This is a genomic window from Flavobacterium frigidimaris, from assembly GCF_002217275.1.
Lineage (GTDB): Bacteria > Bacteroidota > Bacteroidia > Flavobacteriales > Flavobacteriaceae > Flavobacterium > Flavobacterium aquidurense.
In genome coordinates this window covers 13,714-34,421 of the sequence record NZ_MUGV01000014.1, presented here as the reverse complement: position 1 = coordinate 34,421, position 20,708 = coordinate 13,714, and the positions used below count along the sequence as shown (strand labels likewise).

The 20,708-nt window shown below is 34.5% G+C and carries 18 protein-coding genes; 4 read left to right on the top strand and 14 right to left on the bottom strand.

Annotation, left to right across the window (positions count from 1 at the left end):
- The coding region (gene gapS4a / locus B0A65_RS23235) for a GapS4a family protein (RefSeq protein WP_089069620.1) at positions 1-945 on the top strand (945 nt) is incomplete at its 5' end.
- Between the two features lie 2 nt (positions 946-947).
- Positions 948-2,057 carry a GapS4b family protein gene (gene gapS4b, locus B0A65_RS07560; RefSeq protein ID WP_074660002.1) on the top strand — a complete coding sequence of 370 codons (1,110 nt, stop codon included), beginning with the start codon at positions 948-950 and terminating at the stop codon, positions 2,055-2,057.
- 169 nt (positions 2,058-2,226) lie between these two features.
- On the opposite strand, the gene B0A65_RS07555 is transcribed toward gapS4b, so the two are convergent.
- Together B0A65_RS07555 and B0A65_RS07550 are read right to left on the bottom strand one after the other, a co-directional pair.
- Positions 2,227-2,919, bottom strand: a complete 693-nt coding sequence (locus B0A65_RS07555; RefSeq protein WP_074660003.1) for a hypothetical protein — start codon at positions 2,917-2,919, stop codon at positions 2,227-2,229.
- Positions 2,920-3,180: 261 nt separating this feature from the next.
- Positions 3,181-4,377 (bottom strand): C1 family peptidase, encoded by a 1,197-nt coding sequence (locus tag B0A65_RS07550; RefSeq protein ID WP_074660004.1) that lies wholly within the window; start codon positions 4,375-4,377, stop codon positions 3,181-3,183.
- A gap of 390 nt (positions 4,378-4,767) precedes the next feature.
- Here B0A65_RS07550 and B0A65_RS07545 point away from each other — a divergent pair, with 390 nt between their 5' ends.
- Both B0A65_RS07545 and B0A65_RS07540 read left to right on the top strand, forming a co-directional pair.
- Complete coding sequence (locus tag B0A65_RS07545; RefSeq protein WP_089069619.1) at positions 4,768-5,565, top strand: helix-turn-helix transcriptional regulator; 798 nt, start codon at positions 4,768-4,770, stop codon at positions 5,563-5,565.
- A gap of 79 nt (positions 5,566-5,644) precedes the next feature.
- The gene (locus B0A65_RS07540; RefSeq protein ID WP_074660006.1) at positions 5,645-6,505 is read left to right on the top strand and encodes a CPBP family intramembrane glutamic endopeptidase; all 861 of its coding nucleotides are present in this window, start codon (positions 5,645-5,647) and stop codon (positions 6,503-6,505) included.
- Positions 6,506-6,666: 161 nt separating this feature from the next.
- Here the strand turns inward: B0A65_RS07540 and B0A65_RS07535 are convergent, their stop codons facing one another.
- The 12 genes from B0A65_RS07535 to B0A65_RS07480 all read right to left on the bottom strand — a co-directional run bounded on the left by B0A65_RS07535 (position 6,667) and on the right by B0A65_RS07480 (position 20,648).
- Entirely contained in the window at positions 6,667-7,803 is a 1,137-nt protein-coding gene (locus tag B0A65_RS07535) for a BamA/TamA family outer membrane protein (protein WP_242670252.1), read from the bottom strand.
- Positions 7,804-7,928: 125 nt separating this feature from the next.
- Positions 7,929-8,891, bottom strand: a complete 963-nt coding sequence (locus B0A65_RS07530; protein WP_083370443.1) for a SphA family protein — start codon at positions 8,889-8,891, stop codon at positions 7,929-7,931.
- A 55-nt stretch (positions 8,892-8,946) separates the two neighbouring features.
- Positions 8,947-10,176: a helix-turn-helix domain-containing protein gene (locus tag B0A65_RS07525; protein WP_074660009.1), complete on the bottom strand. Its 1,230-nt coding sequence runs from the start codon at positions 10,174-10,176 to the stop codon at positions 8,947-8,949.
- 150 nt (positions 10,177-10,326) lie between these two features.
- Positions 10,327-10,908: a DUF4136 domain-containing protein gene (locus B0A65_RS07520; RefSeq protein WP_074660010.1), complete on the bottom strand. Its 582-nt coding sequence runs from the start codon at positions 10,906-10,908 to the stop codon at positions 10,327-10,329.
- A 252-nt stretch (positions 10,909-11,160) separates the two neighbouring features.
- Positions 11,161-11,895 carry a DUF6515 family protein gene (locus B0A65_RS07515; RefSeq protein WP_123890298.1) on the bottom strand — a complete coding sequence of 245 codons (735 nt, stop codon included), beginning with the start codon at positions 11,893-11,895 and terminating at the stop codon, positions 11,161-11,163.
- A gap of 19 nt (positions 11,896-11,914) precedes the next feature.
- Positions 11,915-12,655, bottom strand: a complete 741-nt coding sequence (locus B0A65_RS07510; RefSeq protein ID WP_074660012.1) for a DUF2092 domain-containing protein — start codon at positions 12,653-12,655, stop codon at positions 11,915-11,917.
- A 27-nt stretch (positions 12,656-12,682) separates the two neighbouring features.
- Positions 12,683-14,083: a DUF2252 domain-containing protein gene (locus B0A65_RS07505; protein ID WP_074660013.1), complete on the bottom strand. Its 1,401-nt coding sequence runs from the start codon at positions 14,081-14,083 to the stop codon at positions 12,683-12,685.
- Positions 14,084-14,096: 13 nt separating this feature from the next.
- Complete coding sequence (locus B0A65_RS07500) at positions 14,097-15,593, bottom strand: DUF1254 domain-containing protein (RefSeq protein WP_074660286.1); 1,497 nt, start codon at positions 15,591-15,593, stop codon at positions 14,097-14,099.
- A gap of 27 nt (positions 15,594-15,620) precedes the next feature.
- Positions 15,621-16,964, bottom strand: coding sequence for a DUF1214 domain-containing protein (locus B0A65_RS07495; protein ID WP_083370444.1), 1,344 nt, complete (start codon positions 16,962-16,964; stop codon positions 15,621-15,623).
- A gap of 32 nt (positions 16,965-16,996) precedes the next feature.
- Positions 16,997-17,824 (bottom strand): hypothetical protein, encoded by an 828-nt coding sequence (locus tag B0A65_RS07490; RefSeq protein WP_074660014.1) that lies wholly within the window; start codon positions 17,822-17,824, stop codon positions 16,997-16,999.
- A 103-nt stretch (positions 17,825-17,927) separates the two neighbouring features.
- Positions 17,928-19,553 carry an arylsulfatase gene (locus tag B0A65_RS07485; protein WP_083370445.1) on the bottom strand — a complete coding sequence of 542 codons (1,626 nt, stop codon included), beginning with the start codon at positions 19,551-19,553 and terminating at the stop codon, positions 17,928-17,930.
- A gap of 78 nt (positions 19,554-19,631) precedes the next feature.
- Positions 19,632-20,648, bottom strand: coding sequence for an HAD family hydrolase (locus tag B0A65_RS07480; protein ID WP_074660015.1), 1,017 nt, complete (start codon positions 20,646-20,648; stop codon positions 19,632-19,634).
- Positions 20,649-20,708: the final 60 nt, after the last annotated feature.

Below are 20,708 nucleotides of genomic sequence, written 5' to 3'. Positions count from 1 at the left end.
ACAACAATATGTGTTGATCCTAAGTCAGTAGGGGAAAAGGGAGAAAAGATAGTTGACTATTTTTTTAGAGATATTTTAGGATATGGGAATGTTCTACATGGGGAATCTATAACTTGCAATAAACCATTTAAGCATAAAGATAAAAAAGCTAAGGGAAATAGAACGACACATGGAATAGATGCTTTTGTCAGCATGGTTAGTCCAATGGAAGATAATGTTCTTGATGTTGGCGTTATTTCTTCTAAGTTTACTTCAAAGGCTTATCCTAATTCACCTAAGACTACTTTTAAAGAACATTTTAATGATTTAGCACATACTTTGGAGTGTTTTAAAAACTCAAAACTATCGGCAGAAACAAATTTTGGTTCTTCGAATGTAAATAAAACAGAGGTTTTTGGGATATTAGTTTGGGCGTCTAATAAAAGTGACGAAAATAAAAATATAATTTCTGAAGTTTCAAACATTCAATTTGATAGTGATTTAGTATTTGATAAAATAATTGTTTTAGATAATAATAGGCTTAACTTTTTTGTTGAAACAATTCAAAATGCTAAAAAAGAATTTGGAAAAGAAAATTTGAAATTTGTTTATCATAACACTGGGTTGAACAATATTAGTTTGCAATCACAAAGTTTTGGAGATTTTTTACCTCTCGAATATCTTTTTTCTGATATTATACCAGTACGTATTGAGAGAGAAGGGAAAGTTGAGCTTTTGATCTTTTCAAAAGATGAATTTTCAAGTGATAATTGTAGTAAACTCTTAGATTTTGCTAAAGGCTTTGATCATTTGGGTTCTATTTCTTCTATTATATTATCGTTTCCAGATTTTAATGATTTAGAACACTCGCCTATTGTGCAGAAGGAGTTGTTAAGATTTGGAAATTATAAGTATAATAAAAATTTATTTTTGAAAAAGCATACAGAAGATTTTAGAAACTACTAAATATGAAGAAAGATATTTTACCACAGGGAGATAGGATAAGACAATTTTTAACAAATGGGAGTATTACTTCTGCGAACCTTAATTCAATGCTTAAGGAGAAGGGTGTCTTTTTAGGGCATTCAGAGAAGAATTCTTCCGTGCCACTGTTAATGAAAACACTACTAAGTCCGAGCGAATTCCATGATTTGTGGGAAGTTCAAAAAGTAAAAGATGAGACTGTTAAGTATAGGACTGCTACAATAAAATGTGCCGCAGATTTAGATCTGAAAGATGTTTTTTCTGAAGATATTAATTTAAATAAATTAATAAATGATCTACATCAATATGATCCAGGCTTTAGTTTAGTGGGAAAACCTCATTTTTATTTTGAAGAAGAAGAAGCTATTTTTAGTTATCAAATTAAGAAACAAAATCTACTAGAAAACTGGAACGAGAGTGAAAGTTTGCATAATGGGGCAATTTATATAAGTAAATCTAAAGATGGAGATATTGAACTTTCAGTAAAGCAAGATTCTACTTCTAAAGAAACTATTTTAGTAAATAGTATTTTGAGTGGAGAGGTTAAGAAGATTTTAAAAGAGAAAAAAATCATAAAGCCTGATGATGATTTTATTAGAATAAAGTTTAATGGTTTTACCAACGAAAACAGAATACAGTTTTTGTATGCATTTACAACAAAATTCTGTATTTATTTGGATTATGTCTCTATAACTGATATTGATCTTTATTTAGATGAAAATGAAAAAGCTCATGCTGATGTTAAAGATTTTTTGGATGAAATAGATTCTTTAAAGCTAAACGGTAAGGAATTACAAAATCATATTTTACTTAAAAATAATTTATATCATCCAAAACTTATTTTTGCTTCTGTTTCTTTAAAATATAATTTTGATATTGATGGGGTTAAGGGAACATGTATAATTGATATTTCTTTTCCAGACTATATAACTAAGAAGGATGTCAATGCTGAATTACAGATTTCATACAATTTTAAAATAAATAGAGAGCATAAGAAAAAAGCAACGGAATTACAGCTTAGAAAGAAGGTATATAAATTTGTTGAAAAAATAAAGAGTAGTTCCCACGAAAAATATAAAAAAGCTAATCCGTAAGATTAGCTTTTTATTTTAAAGAATTTGTGTACTCAAAAAAGTAAAACCAGTTAAAGTATTAATCTTTCTACCATAACTATCCTTGGTTCGAGCCCAAGAGGGATAGCTTAAAAAAAAGACCATCATACTTCCATGATAGTCTTTTTTCTTGCTCTTAGAATACGTGGAACTATTCTTTCGCAATTTTGTTGACCATGTTTTTACTTTCGAATAATACCATCATTTCGTTGGCTTTTTCTGCTTGACCAATTTCTTTCAATGATTGAGCATATCTGTAATAATAGGATGGCTCTAAATCTGAAGATATCTCAAGTAGTTGTGCATAATTTTTAGCCGCCGCAGTCATTTCTCCATCAAAATAATGTTGATCTGCAACTTTTTTAAGCATATCTACCGAAGTATAACCTTTGTCTACTACTTGCATGTACGTTTTTGTGCGATTTACGGTGAGGTATTTCGTTTTGGGGGTTGGTGCAACCATCGCAACTTTAACCGGAGAAATAGATACAGAAACGGTGTCTTTTATTGCTTTTGACAGCATGGCAATTTCTGTTGGTTTTACTTTGGCTTTTCTATAAACCGGTGTTACCGTCCTGGTGTTATTTGGACCAAGGTCGTATGTATTTACCATATCTAATTTTGAAACTTCATATTTTGTAATTCTTCTTCCGAATGTCATATTAATAGTTTCTTCAACATGGTAATAATCAACAACAAGATCATTGTCTTGTTTATTGTCAGATTGTGAATGTGTGTTTGCTATTGATGCAATGACAGAAGTGCTTGGAGTAGCACGCTGTGCAAAACAGTTAAAAGAAAAAACACATGCAATTAGTGTAAAATTTACTGCATAAGTTTTCATGATGATTAGAGTGATTTTGTTGGGTTTGTTAATATGTTAATTAAAGGTACTTATAGTTCCTTTTTTTATTTTATTATACCCATAAACAACCTTAAAAAACGTTAAAGTGCTGTTTTTCAATAACAAAACACTTCAAACAGGTGCAAAATCAAATATAGTACGAAACGGATTTCTTCTATTTTTTTTGACAATTTCTACTTATAAAAAAAGCGCTACAATTTCTTGTAGCGCTTTTCAATATTCTAAAATCAGAATAAAATCTTAAACTCCTAATTTCTTAGCAAGGTCAGTTGGAATTCCACCTTTGTTTACCATTAAGGCAGTTGTTTTATATTTCACAAAATTTTTGGTTACAAACAAGAAACCTTTGTAGTCGTTTGTTTCTCCCCATGAATTTTTTACGATATAATATTCTCTTCCGGTTTGATCTTTTGCAAGACCAATAATATGCATTCCGTGATCATCTGTTGTTGTGTAATTGTCAAACGCAGCCTGACGCATTTCAGGAGTAATTTCTGGTTCTGGTTTTGGCCCGTTAAACATATCTGCTTTTTCATCTGCAGTCATGTCATCAAATTTCTTTGTAGGCACATAGGCTACACCATTTTTCCAGCTAAAGCTTTTCTCACTTACATCAGTTGCCCAAGCTACAGTGTACCCTTTTTTCAATGCATTGTCAATAACATCTGTCATGTCGTTTACTTTTATATTGTAAACCTGATCAAATGACCAGTTGTCCGGCACCATCATGGTTGTTTTCTCGTAATATGGAGAAGTTGTAAAAGATGACATTTCTACATATTCATCAGGATTAATTCCAACCACTTCTTTTGCAAAAGATTGTGGCGTATAATTTTTTCCTTTGTAGGTAAAGTTTTCCGGCACTTTGCCTAAATAGGAATCGATTACCGCAGCATATGCTTTTTGCCAGTTCGGTGTTAATTCTCCATTTGGATTTTTTACAACAGCAGTCAAGACCCCTTCAATAAGCGCTGCCATTTCTCCAAATTTATTTTTATCCGTTCCGTAGTTTAATCCTGTGTAAGCTTCTCTCGGAACAGTTCCGTATTTTTTGTACATATTGATTACATCATGTAGCGCACCTCCATCACCTAAAGTTACGGCACCATGCATACGCACATAATTAATCCCTTTTTCTACATACACATTTCTTGCTGAATAAATCTGAGATAATTCTACAGGTTGCTTTCCTAAACGAATCATTTCCGATTCTAAAAATGAATTGGTAGAATAACTCCAACAAGTTCCTGAAGAACCTTGTGTTTTTACCGAAGTTGTTCCAAGGTTAATTTGCTCTGTGAATTTAAAGTTCTCTTTACTTTTATCACTCGCATTCAGTTTTAATGAATTTACTAAAACATCTTGTGCAAAACAGCTGCTTACACCAACCAAAAATGCTGATGCCACAAAAACTGATTTCATCGTAATTTTATACATAATCAATGATTTAAATAGTTAACTTATTAGTAACCTTTAATTAATTTTTGTTACAAATCAATTAAATATTAGCTAATAAAACTAACGCTTTGCCGTTAATTTTTACACAATGTTTTTATTAATCTATAAAACCTTACAAAATATGCAAATACTAATTAAATAATGTGGCAATTAGATAATTAGATAATTTGTCAATTAGAAAATGTGTCAATTAGAAAATGTGTGAATTAGAGAATGTGCCAATTATAGAATGTGTGAATTAGAGAATGAGATAAATTTTGCTTGATTGTTACCCTAAAGAAAAAGCGTTGCAAACAATTATAAAAGTGATAGTTATATTGACAAATAAATGGTATTTTGGTTCCTGTTTTGATTTACAAAAAACTTGAAATGTTCGAACTCCAGAAAGAAAAATATTTAGGTAATACCAAAAACATTTTCAACAATACGCAGGGAATTGCAGTTGTTGAAACGGAGTATCAAAACAAAGTATATGAAGGCTGGCATTCGCACAATAACGCGCACCTAACGCTTTTTCTGAAAGGTGGAACTACCGAAAAACGAAAAAATTTTAGTGAAGTTTTAGGACCTGGTTCTTTATTATTTTATCATAGTGACGAAATGCATCTGAATCACGAAACGCTTTTCCCTTCTAAAAATATCAATATTGAAATTGGAGAAAATCTTCTGAAGGAACTTCAAATAACGGAAGCTGTCATTGAAAAATCGATACAAAATTCAACCTTGACCAAATTTTTGATTCTGAAGATTTTTAAAGAATGTCTTGTTGGCGATTCTTTTTCCAGCGATACCATTACAATGTTATTTGCGCAATTGACCAATTCTAATTCACATTTGGAAAAATTTGAAAAAAGCCCATTTTGGGTCAAAAGCCTGAATGAACTGTTGAATGATTGTTGGAATGAAAATCCAAACCTGCATGATCTGGCACAGGTTTTAAACTTAAATCCGATTACGATCTCAAAACATTTTCCAAAATATTTTGGCTGTACTTTGGGTGAATACATGCGAAGAATCAAAATAAACCGTTCGCTTTCGCTAATAGCATCCAGCAGCATTAATTTAACCGAAATTGCTTTTCAATGTGGGTTTGCGGATCAAAGCCACTTTATAAGAACATTTAAAAATCAAACCGGATTTTTACCCAAACAATTTCAAAAATTATAAGAGAGGCAAATTTCATTCTATTTTTTGGTTTTGGTGCAACATACTTTTGTTTCATCATAAATCATTAAACGAATCCAAAATGGAAACCCTTACTTTAAAACAAAAAACATTCAACTCGCCCATAGTCAAAATTATTCTTGCCTTACTTGTTTTTATGGCAGTTGTTATTATAGGACAACAAATCGCTTCAAAATTACTTGCTTTGACCCCTCTTGATAAAGACTACCGAAATCTTCTAAAAGGACTTTTTGTTTCTGCATCATGCGTGTTGAGTTATATTATTTTCTTTAAAAAATATGACAAAAGAACTGTAACAGAATTAGCTGCAAAAGGACTGGCGAAAAATCTTTTTATTGGACTGGCTATTGGTTTTACACTGCAATGCCTTACTATTTTAGTCATCTATCTTAACGGAAGTTATACGGTTTTGAAGATCAATCCAATTTCATTTATCCTGATTCCGCTGGCGATTATGTTTACCGTTGCCATTATTGAAGAGATATTGATACGTGGCATTATATTTAGAATTATGGAAGAGAAGCTTGGAAGTTATATTTCGCTGACCATTTCCTCAATTCTATTTGGAGTTTTACATCTTGCAAATCCTCATGGCACTTTGATTTCTGCCTTATGTATTACAACTGCGGGGTTTTTATTTGGAACCGTTTTTATGTACAGCCGCAATTTATGGATGCCCATTGCATTGCATTTTGCGTGGAATTTTACACAATCAGGAATTTTTGGAGCCATCACATCTGGAAATGAAAAAACAAATAGCTTAATAGAAGCTCAAATACAAGGTCCGGAATTTATTACCGGTGGTGCATTTGGTCCCGAAGGATCCATACAGGCAATTGTGTTTTGTGCTTTAGCAACAATTATACTCTTTGGATTATGCAGTAAAAACAATAAAATTATCAAACCATACTGGAAGAAATAAAATTTATTCAACCACAAATTTCGCATATTAGCACAAATTTATATTTAAATTCCCGATAGTTATTATCGGGAATTTCTCTTGCTTCTTTTATCTATTTTCTTGTCTCTTTTCTCTTGTCTCTTTTTCTATTTTCTTTTCTCTATTTTCTATGTTCTTTTCCACTATCGCAGCCAATTGCTTCCAAAAACGATATAATAAGCCCAATCTTCAGGGCCTTTTGCTACGTCAACACCCATTCTTAATTTAAATTTTCGGGCCAACAAATACCTAAAACCAGATCCGTAACTATACACAACTGGTTTAGCAAAAGCTTTATCCCAATCATCAAAAGCACTTGCCAGACCTCCATATGCCATAAGGCTCCATCTTCGATACAAATCCCATCTAAATTCGGCTTCTGTAACTATACTCGTTTTTCCCATGTATCGGGCAGCTGGAATTCCCCTTAAATTAATTCCCGGTAAAAGATAAAATGGCGGACTACCAAAAGCTTGTTCACCTTCTAATCGTAATCCTCCAATTAATTTCGGTGTAATAGGATAATATCCAATTGCTGAAAGATTTACACGCCAGGCATCATAATCAGAACCAATGGCATCATCTGACCAGAAAAAATCAGATTGTATTCTGATACCTTTATCGGGAGTAAAAATATTATCGCGACCATCGAACTGAATAGCACCTCCTAACTGGCTGACCAAGCTTTTTATATCTTTCGGTTTGACAAAGGAAGGTGGGAGATTGAGGTTTAAATCAGGTAATGTGATATCTGAATTTAAAAATAAATATTGCGGCCCGGCACTCCATTTTGCATTTCTAAACTGTTTTAACCACTGTGTATAGAACATAGTAGACCTAAAATTAAGTTTAAACTCCTTGTCAGCCCCATTTGGCAGATTTTCATAAAAGGAAAGATTCAAATCGCCATAAGCAGCAAATACACGATATAAAATTTTGGGTTTTATTAAAGTACTGGAACGAAATGCTCCTGCCATCCAGCTTTTATTTCCGGTATACATTCCAATTCCTCCGGTAATATCCGGATTTATAAATCTTTTTTTACCGTTTTCATCAATTACCGGCTCATGCTTTTTAAGAAAAATTGGCACAACCGCTCCTCCAATTCCGCCCAAAGCTGGTTCCGTAATAATTGTTGGAACCACAATAAAACCATGCGCATAAATTAGGTAGTCGCTTAAATCGACCGCTCCATCTATGGAATCCTTTAAACTGATATGTTGTTTTTGCCCTAGCATCACATTGAATGATAGAAGTAAAAAAACATTTGTGAGAAGCATTTTTCGGAAGAGATTGGTGTTTTTCATATTAGAATTTCAATATATACTTTAAACAACTTAGAATTTACTTGCATTCATTATAAAACACCTCAAGATTAAAAAAAGCAGTTTCGAAACTATTTCAACTATTCCTTCTTTAAACTAAAAACATGTGCAAGCGTCAAGAAAAATGTATTTCCCTGAAATCTGTTCACGGCATTAATTTCACCTATCCAACGAAATCCGGCTGAAGTTTTACAACCAATATCAAAATAATTGATTTCCGCACCTAAACCGGCTACATGATCTTTATCAGTTTCAACAATTCCTAATATTGGAACAGGAATTTTATCACTGCTTACTTTATATTGCAAGTAATAAATTAAACCTGCGTTCAATATTCCTTTTGGAGCTGTTTTTTCGGCATTCATCATATAAAATGTTTTTCCTAAACCGCCTTCAATACTTAAAATATCTCCGGTTTTGATATCAGTATCTTTCTTTTTTCCGTTGATTTCGTAAGAAGCCAAAGTCGCAAAATGAAATGTTTTTTTATCATTAAAATATAAAGTTGTTCCGGCTGAGAATTCATTCATGAACATTCCTAAACCACTATTATCTGAAGCTCCCGCTGTAAATCTTCCCGTTGGCAAATACAATTGGTAGCTTGCTACAAAATCGGCTCGTTTGTTATGCCAGCCTAATTGTATTGGCTGAATATAAGTATCTGTCAAAGCCAGATTATTATTAACATCTGCATTGTTGCCCTGAATTGTATTAGATGCAAAAGCCAACAAAGCAGTTGCTCCGTAATTTGCTCCTAAAATCTTAAAATCGCTTACCCATGTCACGCCAGCACCGGTGATAACCATAGTAAGATCCGGATTTGTAATAGCTTTATCTCCATTGGCATCTTTTAAAGAGGAAGCCGAATAAATATATCCGGGAATATAGACGCTAAGTGTATTAGCAGGTGTTTGTGTTCCGGACTGCAATCCCATGGCGCCTAAAATATGGCCCCCTTTTAGCTGTGCCTGTCCTATAAAAGAAACGAAAAGTAATAGTAATGTTGTTATTGTTTGTCTCTGTTTCAATTTGGTTTTCATCATTTCTGCTTTAAAAATTAATAAGACCTAACAAACCACTCTACAAACTTTATCTTTTTCAGTTTGAAGATTGTTTTAAATAATAAGTAGTTGCTTTTTCAGGATTTATTCTGATTACTTTAAAATATTCTGAAGGTGATTTTCCGGTATGTTTGATGAAAGCCCTAAAACAAGTTGTTCTAGATTTAAAACCAGACCCCCACGCCATTCCCTCAAGAGATAAATCTTTCCACTCCGGGTCGTTTATTTTGTCTTTGAAATATTCAATTCTTTTCAGGTTTACATAATCCTGAAAATGAAGGTTAAATTCTGAGTTTATTAAATTTGAAAGATGATGTACAGATATTCCGGTCTCTTCAGCAATATCCCGAATCACTAAATCTTTCTTCAGAAAAAGCTCTTTAACAGCAAAGATGTTTTCTAATTGGGCGAGATATAATTGTTTTTTTTCTGTTGTTAATTCTTTTACAATTGGCAAACTATTTTTTGTCTCATTTGTTTTGATGATTACCAAATGATTTTCTTCCTGATCAAAGTCAAAATTCTCATTTACTTCATTGCTATCAATTACCTCTTCTATTTCATTATTGTCATAGAAAATTTGTGGTTTAAAATAAAGCCATCCTACGGTAAAAACAAGCACTAAAGAAATGAGGATATAACATGAAAAATCTACACTATCCACACGGTTTACTAAAAAATAATGTACAAAAAGTGTCGAAAACAAAAACAAGATCATCAAATTATAAAGTCGGATCCAGCTTAAAACTTTTATTCTGTTAAAGTGATCTACTTTGAATTTTTTCAAATCATAATTCAAAATCATCATAGTCTGACAAAAAGCATACATCAGCCAAATGGTTAGACTTAACATCGAAAACGGGCTTTTTATTTTAATTGCCAAATTATTAAGGATTGGAAGATCGATATATCTATCAACCCATACAATTAATGTTAAACTAAAATAGAAGATGAAAGGCAAGAAATGTAACCAGTCATATTTTCTAAATATCTTATCCGAAAACAAAACACTTCTTACATATAAAAAAGCGGAAGGAGCTACTAAAAATATAAAGGATTTTGTGATCATAAACAGATCCGGAAAAGGCTTAAAAGTATTGGCCGACAAGTAAAAATTATAAACACTAACAACAGCCAGGCTGAACAAAAATAGCCCTAAAAAGAAACTTTTTGAATAGTTTTTTTTTGAAAAAAGGACCATCAATGAAGTCGCAAAACCAACTATCGTAGCGATAAAAAAGAAAAGAGAGAGTACTATATCGAGCATAATTTCCGGCTTAAATTTTAAAAGGTATTTCTTTTAAAGTAAATTAAAAGAATAGACTTGGGGAGTCGTTGAAAAGGCTATACTTATTTGCCGAGACAAATAAGTATGAATGCCCTTATACATTAAATTTATAAGCTATAAACTTGTCAGCTATTTTTTGGCTAACCCCGGAGGAAAACCTTCCAGTATCTTTTTAATTGCACCACTGATAAATTCTTCCGGATTATCAGGTTTACTATCAATTTGAGCATTCCCTATTCCTTGCCAAACTAGCTTACCTGTTTTGGTAGATACAATATCAATAATCAATGAACCATCAACATAATCATACGAATTGAATGTTGTTGAACCACCGCCCATCATGGCGCCACCACCCCAATATCCGTATGGACGGTACATACCACCATAACCGTAGAAATTAGTATCGGCTGTAACTTGTGTTTTGTTTTTTAGGATAGAGACCGCATTTACTTTTAAATCCGGATTAGAAGTTGATTCCGTAAAGCCTTTCGCAGTCATTTCGGCACGAATAGCTTTTGCAACACGGTCAACATTAAGTTGATTTACCTGACCTTCCTGAGCTTTCAAATCGTAAACAGTGAAAGTTCTGTATTCGCCAAAATTAGTTGAATGGTCATAATCAGTAGTTACTTTTACAGTTGGAGAACAACTGATAAGTAATCCCATTACAAAAAATGGGATAATACGAAGATTCTTTCTTTTAATATTCATTTTGTGGTATTTAGATTAATGATTAAATTCGTTTAATGTGACATTATTAAAATCATGATCAAATCTAGTGTGAAAGGCAAATCATGTTAAACAGTTGTTAAAAAATTACAACTTCCTATATTACAATTCCTTACCATACACTCAAAGATAAATCATTTTGTTTAATTAACATAACCGAGTGGATAAAATTCTTACTTATTTTAAAGGTACTTCATCTTTATTTCATTTAAAGTATCTTTAAAGGCTATAGCATCATTTTCCCTGAACAACAACATAACTATCCTGACCCTCTTTTGAAATCGGTTGGTAATAAACATTGTTATAAATAAGGTACTTTTGACCATCAATGGTTTTTTCTTCTGCTCCTTCAGGAAGATGGGTCACCACAGCACCTACAGGAGCATTTACTACTTTGTATTTACCAGATGCTTTTGCATAATACGTTCCTCCATAATAGTAATAGTCTGTTCCAGAAACCGTAATGATAACATATCCCTTAGGTAATTCTGAAATTGTGGCGCCTAATGGAGCAGGAACAACTTTGAAACCTCCGGAATCTTTAACATAATAAACTCCGTCATCATAATTGTATTGGTTGTTTTCAACCGTAATAATAATCGCTGCAGTGGTTAAAGTTGCTGCAAAGAAACCTATCGGATACCAGGTTGGCCCCCAATAATAAGGTACAAATGGGTGATAGATATAAGGATACGGCACCGGATAAGGATGAAATGGTGGCGGTGGTAATGGCCTTGGATAAGGATGCGGTGGCGGTAATGGCCTTGGCGGAATTGGTCGAACCGGACCCGGACCTGGCGGAATTGGATGTGGCATCGGGTGCGGCATTGGCATTGGTCGCGGCATAGGTCTCGGTGGTGGAAAATGTCCAAAACGCTGGGCAGCTGCTTCTTCAGGTATCATCATCAGTATTGCAAATAATGCCGCAACGATGATCGATATTTTATTTTTTGAATTGTATAATTTCATGACAATTGATTTTTTTGAATTATTTACTAGTTTCTCTGGGTGCAAACTTCACTTTGGTTGATTTTGGAGGTGTCATAAATTCAAACATGGAATTTGGATAATCTGTATTTACGATCCAATCTTTATAAATCGCTTCATATTGTGGTTTGTCTTTATCACTGGTATAGATAATAACTAGTTTTACAGGTAAAAATAAATCGTCATTGCCTATCCAAAACTGGAAACTTTTAGTTTTATCACTTCCGGCAATATGAAAACACTCGCGTCCGTCGACTATTGTTTTGCCTAAAAAAACTAAATTGCCCTGCTCTGCGAATAAATCCTTCAAAAAATCAGGATAGAAAAAATCGGCACCCGGGAATTCTATTCCGAATTTTTTACTGCTCTCATCGATGGTTTCAATAATAGAACCCGGAGCTGTTGTATTGGCATAAGTATTATTATCAAATGAATAATAATTCAGGGTTTTACCGTTGTACCATAGCCCTTTATTTCCTTTGTCTCCTGAAGATACCACCTTCATTTTGTCTGGAAACTTCATAGTTACTTTTTCATTTAGTGCATGTTTTATCAATCCTAAGTTATCATTAAAAACATCGTATGTAGTCACGGTTGTAAAACTACAAGAGGTTATATCCTGCAAAGTTTCACTTGTTCGATGTAAGAGAAAAACAGCTGTTGAATCAATACGCTGTGTCTGGCCTTTTGCTGTGATTGTCAATATCACAAGACCCATCAAAAACAAAAACTTCTTGTTCATAAATTCAATTTTAATAATTAATGAAAATTATATTTCCTCTGAAATTGGCAATCTTCCTTCTTTAATTGCTTCCAGCATTTTATTATAATCAGCGTCATTTTGATTGGCATACGAAATCGAAAATTTTGCAATGGCATTAGCAAATTCATTTCCTTTGCCCAGATATCCTGATAAGACGGAAGGATCACCGGTACGTGCATGCGATCTTGCCAGCGCCCAACCGCAAGCTTTTGCATAATCGGCCATATTTTTGGATTTCATGATTTCAAGAACAGGTTTCACTTTAGCATCACGAAGCTGACGGATATAAAAAAACTTATCCTGGCTATCATTTGTCCACCCTAAAAACATATCCGATGCAGATTGCATCAATTTTTGTCCTCTGACAATTCGTTCGCCCTGATGACTGTATTTGCCTTTTGCTTTTACATGAGGTTCTAACACACTTTGCCTGGCTTCTTTAAACTGCAGGAAAATAGGTTCGCCTGTTGCAGACATCAATAAACTAATACCGCAAAGTGTTCCTACACTTCCAACGCCAACTACTTTTACGGCAAAATCATGTAAAGCATATCGGATAAGAAGTACTTTTTTCTCGTCAGACAATGTTTCCATGTACCGTTTATGAATGGTTGTTGCTTCTTTTTCAAGTCGTTCCCATTGTTCTCCTGCTGGATGGTATATTAAAGGTGGTTCGTCTTTTATTCGGGCCCGGGTTCCTTCCATATAAGTCATTTTTGCAAACTCTTTTTCATGGGCTGTAAACTCTGATGCTTTTTTTAATCTCTTTTGCTGAAATTCTTTGAGCTCTTCATCGTCCCCTTTTTCAATCAATTCGGCAAGATCAATATCAGCATACCAAATTTGAAGCGCTGATAGTTGACTATAATCCAACATATTTCTCTTGTAACTATCGGCAACGTGCCAGGCAAACTCTTTGCAGTTTTTACTGGAGAATTTTCTCCATCTTCCGGCAATTACAAAACTTGCAGCTAGTCTTTTAATATCCCATTCCCAGGGCCCCGGAAATGTTTCATCAAAATCATTAATGTCAAAAACCAGTTTTCGTTCCGGAGTTGCAAATCCGCCAAAATTCATCAAGTGACAATCGCCACAAAGCTGGAGATCAATTCCTGTATTTGGCGTATTTTCTAAATCAGCAGCCATAATTGCAGCGGCACCCCTGAAAAATGTAAACGGACTTTCCATCATTCGGCTGTATCGTAAGGGCACTAAATTTTCCATTCTTCCGATACTGGTTTTGATCAAAATTTCGACAGGATCTTCCCGATTTTCAGACGGATTCCATTCGGCATGACTTGAACGGGGCACCAATTTTCTAATTGCTGCGCCTTTATCAAAACGTGCTGCTTTTGATGCTGCCGGATTAAATAAATTATCGTTTGTATCTGTCAATTTTTCAGCCATAAAGGGTGATTTATTATTTAACTTGTAATACAGCTGGCGGTGTCCAATTTCCTTTAATTACACGATCTTCCGGCCAATAACATCTTACATATAGCGAAAATGTTTCTTTTGGAGCAGGCAGCCAGTTGCTCATTTTATCCTCTGATGGGGGTGTGTTTTGAACATAAAGTGTCAATGAACCATCAGCATTATACTTAAGATTTTTATTCTTGGTTCCTAAAGAAAATCGGTTAACTGAATTTGGAGAAAAGAAATGATATTGGTTGTATAAGGTAAGTGACCAAAATCCTTTTACAGGAGGAACTTCGCCTTTGGCAAAAGTTACCGTGTATTTGCTGTTCCCATGTAATCTTTGCCCCGAAGCATCTTTATCCTGATAGAAATACTTGGTTTCATTAGGTTTATTCACAAAAATATTGGCTTTGGCGCAAGCAGTTCTTGTTAAATAATCCAATCCAAATTGCGCTCCGTTTCCTTGTGTTGTCCAATTGTCTTTTAATGGGTAACCAACATTCGAAAATTGAAATAAAGGCGTGATCAATTTTTGGTCAGCATCTATAGCGGCCTGTTTTAAGATCGCTTTTATTTTCGGATCTTTTTGGGCAGCTGCCAAAACGGATTGTATTTGTCCATAAATAGCTTCTTCACCCGGAAGTGGCGGAACTTCTTTTAAAATAGCCGGCAATTCGTCAAAATAAACTTCTGGTTTTACCCACTTTGTTTCTTCATTTCCTTCTTTTTCAGGTGACTGTAAAACAGGTATTTTTGTCCAGTCTTTCGTTTTTTCTTTTCCATCAAACTGACTTAGCGGATACATTACTATTTTTTGAATTAAGGGTTGAATCGATTTTTTATCTGCAGGATCATCCGTTTGGAAAACACGCGGAATTACAATTCCTAAATCAGTATCGCATTTAAAAACTCCTGTAATTCCATCCGGTACTTTTCCATTCCATTTTGGTCCCGTTAACAAATAAAATCCCGGTTTTGTTCCGTACATTTTTCCTAAACCGGCGTATCCATCAGTTCGTTGATTACATACCTGATACACCCAAAAACGGTCTCCAAAGTCCGGAACCTGAACCACTAATGCATCTTTAGTAAAATCTGTTATACCAAATCCGTAAACTACATCCTGATTCGGACAAGCCACTTCTCTTTCACCTGGTTGAATATAGTCTGTCAGCATACACAATTGATTTGGCGGACTCAATGGTACAATTCCTCCTTCATAACTTGGTTCCGGAAGTTTTTCAAACATTACTTTTCTGTTATGAATGTTCACCATTGGCCACCCCCATAAAAAAGCCAATGCACCAATATGCTTCACATATTCTTCTGTCATTATTGTATTGGCGGCTGGACCAGCAGGAATACCTGTTTTAACTGCTGAAGAATCTTCAGCAGCAACATCATTACCTGAAGTTTCTCTTATAGTGGTTTCTTTTTTACAGCCAACGCTTAATAATAAAGAGACTGAAGCTAAAATTACAAGACATTTATTTTTCATAATATTGTTTTTGGTCATTACGTTTTGTTACTTTTTTTCTTCAATTGGAGCAGGAAACCATTGCCCATCCTGAACAATTTTTTTTGGAACATAGGTGCGGAAATTAAGAGAAAAACCTTTTCCTGCTGGTGTTGGCAGCCAGTTGCTTTCAATTGCTCCTTTAGGTAATGAGGAAGCCAACCATATACTTAAAGAACCGTCAGGATTTTTCTTTAGACCGGAAACATTATTCAGATTATAGCGTTTTAATTTATTGTCTACTACTCTGTAATCTGGAACACTATATAAAGTTGTGGACCAAAATGCATCAACCGCTGTACCTGGCAGAGCGTCTTTTGGAAATCTGATTTCATATACTTTATCGCCACTTAAAGGCTGATTTTTACTGTCTATTAAACCAATAAAATACACGGCTTCTTCTTTTCGATTAGCCCATAAACCACCATAATTTATAATATCGCGAGCCAGAATATCATCACCAAAATTACCTGCTGCATAAGATACTGACCAGCCTCCTTTTTGAGTACCGAAACCTTTTGCTCCGGCTAGAAATCCTGGAATTGCCTGTGTTTTTACAACTTCATCTACATGCGCTTTAGCTTTATCATCTGTTTTACGATATTTTTCTATTGCTATTGCTTTATCCTGATATTCTTTTGCCTTTGGCATAACGTCAGGATAGGAAGCTGCCACTTCTTCTACTTTATCAAAAATTTCTCCTCCAATTGGTGCTTTTGGAGTAAACTCAGGAATAGTCAACGGAGGTGCAATTTTAATTCCGTCAGGAACCGTGAACGTAAATTGCTTTTGTAGTTTTTGAGCAATATCTGGTGTTCCTTTTAATTCAACACGAGCCAGCATTTTTGCTTTTTCAGACGGTAATTCAATTTTTACAGCATCAGCAGGAATCGTTGGATTTGTTCCTTTCAGCACTAAAGCAAATTTTCCATAAGGTGTTTTAGGAAAATTACGATTGTTGATATTCACAATTACTTCTCCCCAACCGTCTAATAATTCTGCGGTATAATAACGTCCTTCAATTTTTGGAACATTCAGAATAACAGCATGGTCTTTATCAACTGCAATCCATGCTTCCAAATAAGCGACATCCAAATTTGGATTCACAAATTGAGCCGTACCTAGCGGATTATATTTGATTTTATTATAGCCGACTTTTTCAACATTGATATCATAATTTTCTTGTTGAATCACCAGATATCTGCCATACAAATAAGTATAAGCATCAACAATATCTTTATCTGTTGGAACTGTACTACTTTCAGTTGTAGAAGTTTCAGTTGTCGTTGTTGTTTCTTTTTTACAGCTAACAAATAACGATAGGACAACCAAAATAAGAAGTGATTTTTTCATCATAATAATTTTAAGTTTAAAAATTGATATTATTAACCTGGAAATACAAAAGCTACAACAGCTCTCAATCCCCAATTAGGTCTCATTTCATGTGGTCCAACAATTGGTATTAGCGGCTGAACATTAAATTGAACTACCTGACTTCCAAATTTAGTAATACCCCCAATTGATGGATTTAAGGAAATCATAGTAGTATTTCCTGCCCAGTTTTGCGTTATTTCGGCATTGACACCTAAACTGGCACCGCTTTTATAACTATGTGACATAAAGATTTGTGTGTAAAACTGATTCACATCAGCACGGTCTTCATTTCCTGCCACTGACCAAATTTGATTAGCCAGAAAACCTACAGAAAGTCCTTTACCCTGATGCATAACTAAAACGCTGGGACCAATTCCAAATTTTTCTGTTCCTAAAACTTTTTCTGTAGCAGTTGGCACCAAAAAAGCAGGGCCAATTCCCAAAATAAGTCCCTTTGTTTTAGGAGCAAAAAACGCGGTTACGGTAGCATCGCTTAAGCCAAATTCATGAGTGTTTTCGCCTGTAATATCGGTTTGGTCTACAACTGGAAGAATATATCGCGTGATTAAATTAAGATTGTCGCTTAGTTTAAAAGGAACAACGGGTTGTATGTTTATGGTGTATTTTGAACCGTTGTAAGGTCCAATACCATAATTAAGATTGTTTTGTAAAGGCACGCTGATCAGACTAGCAACCGGATTGGCTAATTTATCTGCTAATTCCTGTGCACTTGCTCCTGGTTTATCGGGCTGTTCTTGTGCAAATGCGCTAAAATTTAAAAGAAAAATAAATGCAATAAAAAAAGATTGAATTGAAATCGAATACTTTGGAAGTTTCATGTTTATTTTCTTTTAAAAGATTTTTACTTAACTTAAAATCAAAAAGAAACAACTTTTATAAGTTGAAAAGTTGTTTCTTTTTTTATTTTTATCCAATTAATTATCACCCGCCACCACTTCTTTTAGCAGTTGATAGGGATTTTAATTTCTCCTGTGCCTCTCTAAGCTTCAAATAATTATCAATAGTAATTGGACCAGGATACAGGTTACTTTGTACTACATGAGGTGGGTATTTTTCATATGTTTTAGCAAATTCCCCAATAATGTTCTGAACAGTTGGCAAAAACCAGGTTTTCTCTGTAAAGTTGTTCATGAATAAATCGTAGCGTTCTTGCGGATCTGCCCATAAATCATAAATTTGAGGTACTGTAGCAACATAACTGCTAGCTCCCTTCCAACCTAAATTAGAGTCTACTGACAGACCACCTGTAGCCATTCCGTTATCACCACGTAAATTAAATACCGCTTTAAATTTTCCAATTCTTATAGCTCCCGGTAATAATTCATCTTCTGTAAAATAAAACCACATTGTTCGTTTTGATTTACCAGTTCCAAATAAAACCGGCGACATATCATAACTATCAAAAATAGTTGGCTTGCCTTCTCTGTCTACCGTAGGTAACTCTTGTCCTGATAAAGCTGCAAATGTTGCCATGAAATCAAGTGTTCCTAAAATATCATGATTTTGCACTCCTGGTTTAATTTTTCCAGGCCACCATGCCAGTGTTGGAATACGGCTTCCACCTTCGCGGTCTGTTCCTTTTGTTCCTCTAAATGGAGTATATCCACAATCAGGGTAAACATCTTGCCAGGTACCATTATCTACAGTATAAATAATTAAAGTGTTTTCCGCAATTCCCATGTTACGAACTTCATCCATAATACGTCCGATTCTTGTATCCAATTCTACGATACAATCAGCATATTTGTTCTTTCCAGCTGATTTATTAACAAAATCAGGATGTGGCAAGTTTGGTTGGTGGTTTTTTGCAAAAGAAATTTCCATAAAAAATGGTTTATCTCCTTTTTTACCATTTTCTTTAAGCCATTTGATAGATTCTTCCTCTGTATATTGATCCAGAAACGGAATAACTTTTCCATCTATTTTTCTAACTTCTCTGTATGGTTTTCCAGCTTCACCTTCTAAAGCTCCTTTAGTTCCTTTTACCCATTGCGCTCTGATATCTTCCGGCATATCAGCATTCCACTCCGGATCAGTATAGGTATATGCATTTAAGTGATATAACGTGACGTTTTTCATAACATCAAAACCTTGTGCAATTGGCATTGAATAATCTTCTTCACCAAGATGCCATTTTCCGGCAAAAAAGGTGTTGTAGTTTTTACGTTTTAATATAGAAGCCAATGTCCATTCGGCTTTTGGCAAACCGCCTCCATCTCCAGGGAAGGCAACTGTTGTCATACCACTACGATTTGGAATTCTTCCTGTAATTAAGGCCGCTCTACCAGGCGTACAACTTGGCTGTCCGTAAAAAGACCAGAATTGCATTCCCTCTTTTGCCATTTTATCTATATTTGGAGTTGCTGCTCCACGACCTTCACCACCACCATAAGGACCTAAATCTCCCCATCCGGTATCATCCGATAATAAAATAATAATGTTCGGGCTTTTTTGCGCATAACCAATAGTGGCTATAAAGAGACAAAAAAGCAAGCCAAAAGTCTTCACTAGACTGGCTGGTTTAATTGATCTAAAATTTGCTTTCATACGGTGTTCTGGATAAATTATACAATCTTTAATTCTAAAATTTTATGACAGAAAATCTGTTTTTACTTCAAATTCTAATTAGTTGTCCGGAAATATTTTCTTCCAATCGTCTTTCATACTGATGACATGATACTTGTACTTGGCAGCAGTATTTAAGGATAAATTATCTTTTTCCTGATAACTGTATTCTCTGATAGAATCGTTATGATTTACGATCATTTGAAAAGAGGGGTATTTGCTTCCTGAAGAATATCGTAGCATCGCAAGATCTCCGGCTCCGCCTTCATTTCCACACGCAAAAACAGGTCTTTGACCAATATGCAATTGTATTGCGACTGGTTTCCCTGCTTTATCATCGAATAAATCCAAAGCAGGCTCTCTTTTGATACTATTCGCTGCGTCATCAAAAGAGTATTTAAAAGAAGTTCCAACAACTTGCTCTTTTGGGATTCCGTAGAAATCTGCTGATATTGCTCTCATCAATTCAATTGTACCACCCGACACAATGAAAGTTTTGAAACCATTTGCACGCAAATAATTTAAAAGCTCCAATTGAGGTTGGTATCTGATTTGTTTTATCGGAACATTTTTACCAGGATATTGGGCACCAGCAAAAAACTCTTTTGCAGTTGCTTCAAATTCATCTTCGGTCATACCGGTATGTGTTGCAGCAACCAATTCGATTAAGGCTTTTTCACCTCCTTTTTCAAAATAAGTTTTGTCTTTTTCTACAACCGCTTTAAAAGGCTGTTTTTGAGCCAAAGTGGGATTTGCTTCAATCATTTTTTTAACTCTGTAAAAAGCAAATAATTCCTGAACTAATGGTTTTTCAGCCCATAATGTTCCGTCATTGTCAAACGTTGCAATTCTGCTTTCAACCGGAATAAAATCAGGACCTCCTTCTTTAGTTACTTTAGTAACGTAATCTATGATTTCTTTCTTCAAAGTTCCATCATTCCAGCTTGGTAAAGGATCACCGCTTGTTGCAACCGTTGTTGTACTATCTTTTGAAGTGGTAGTCGTAACAGTATCCGTTTTTTTGCAAGAAACCAATAATAATAGAAACAGGGGCAATACATATATTTTTTTATACATAATGATACTATTTAAGTAAAAAGAAACAGGACTATTTAAAATCCTGTTTCTTTAAAGGTT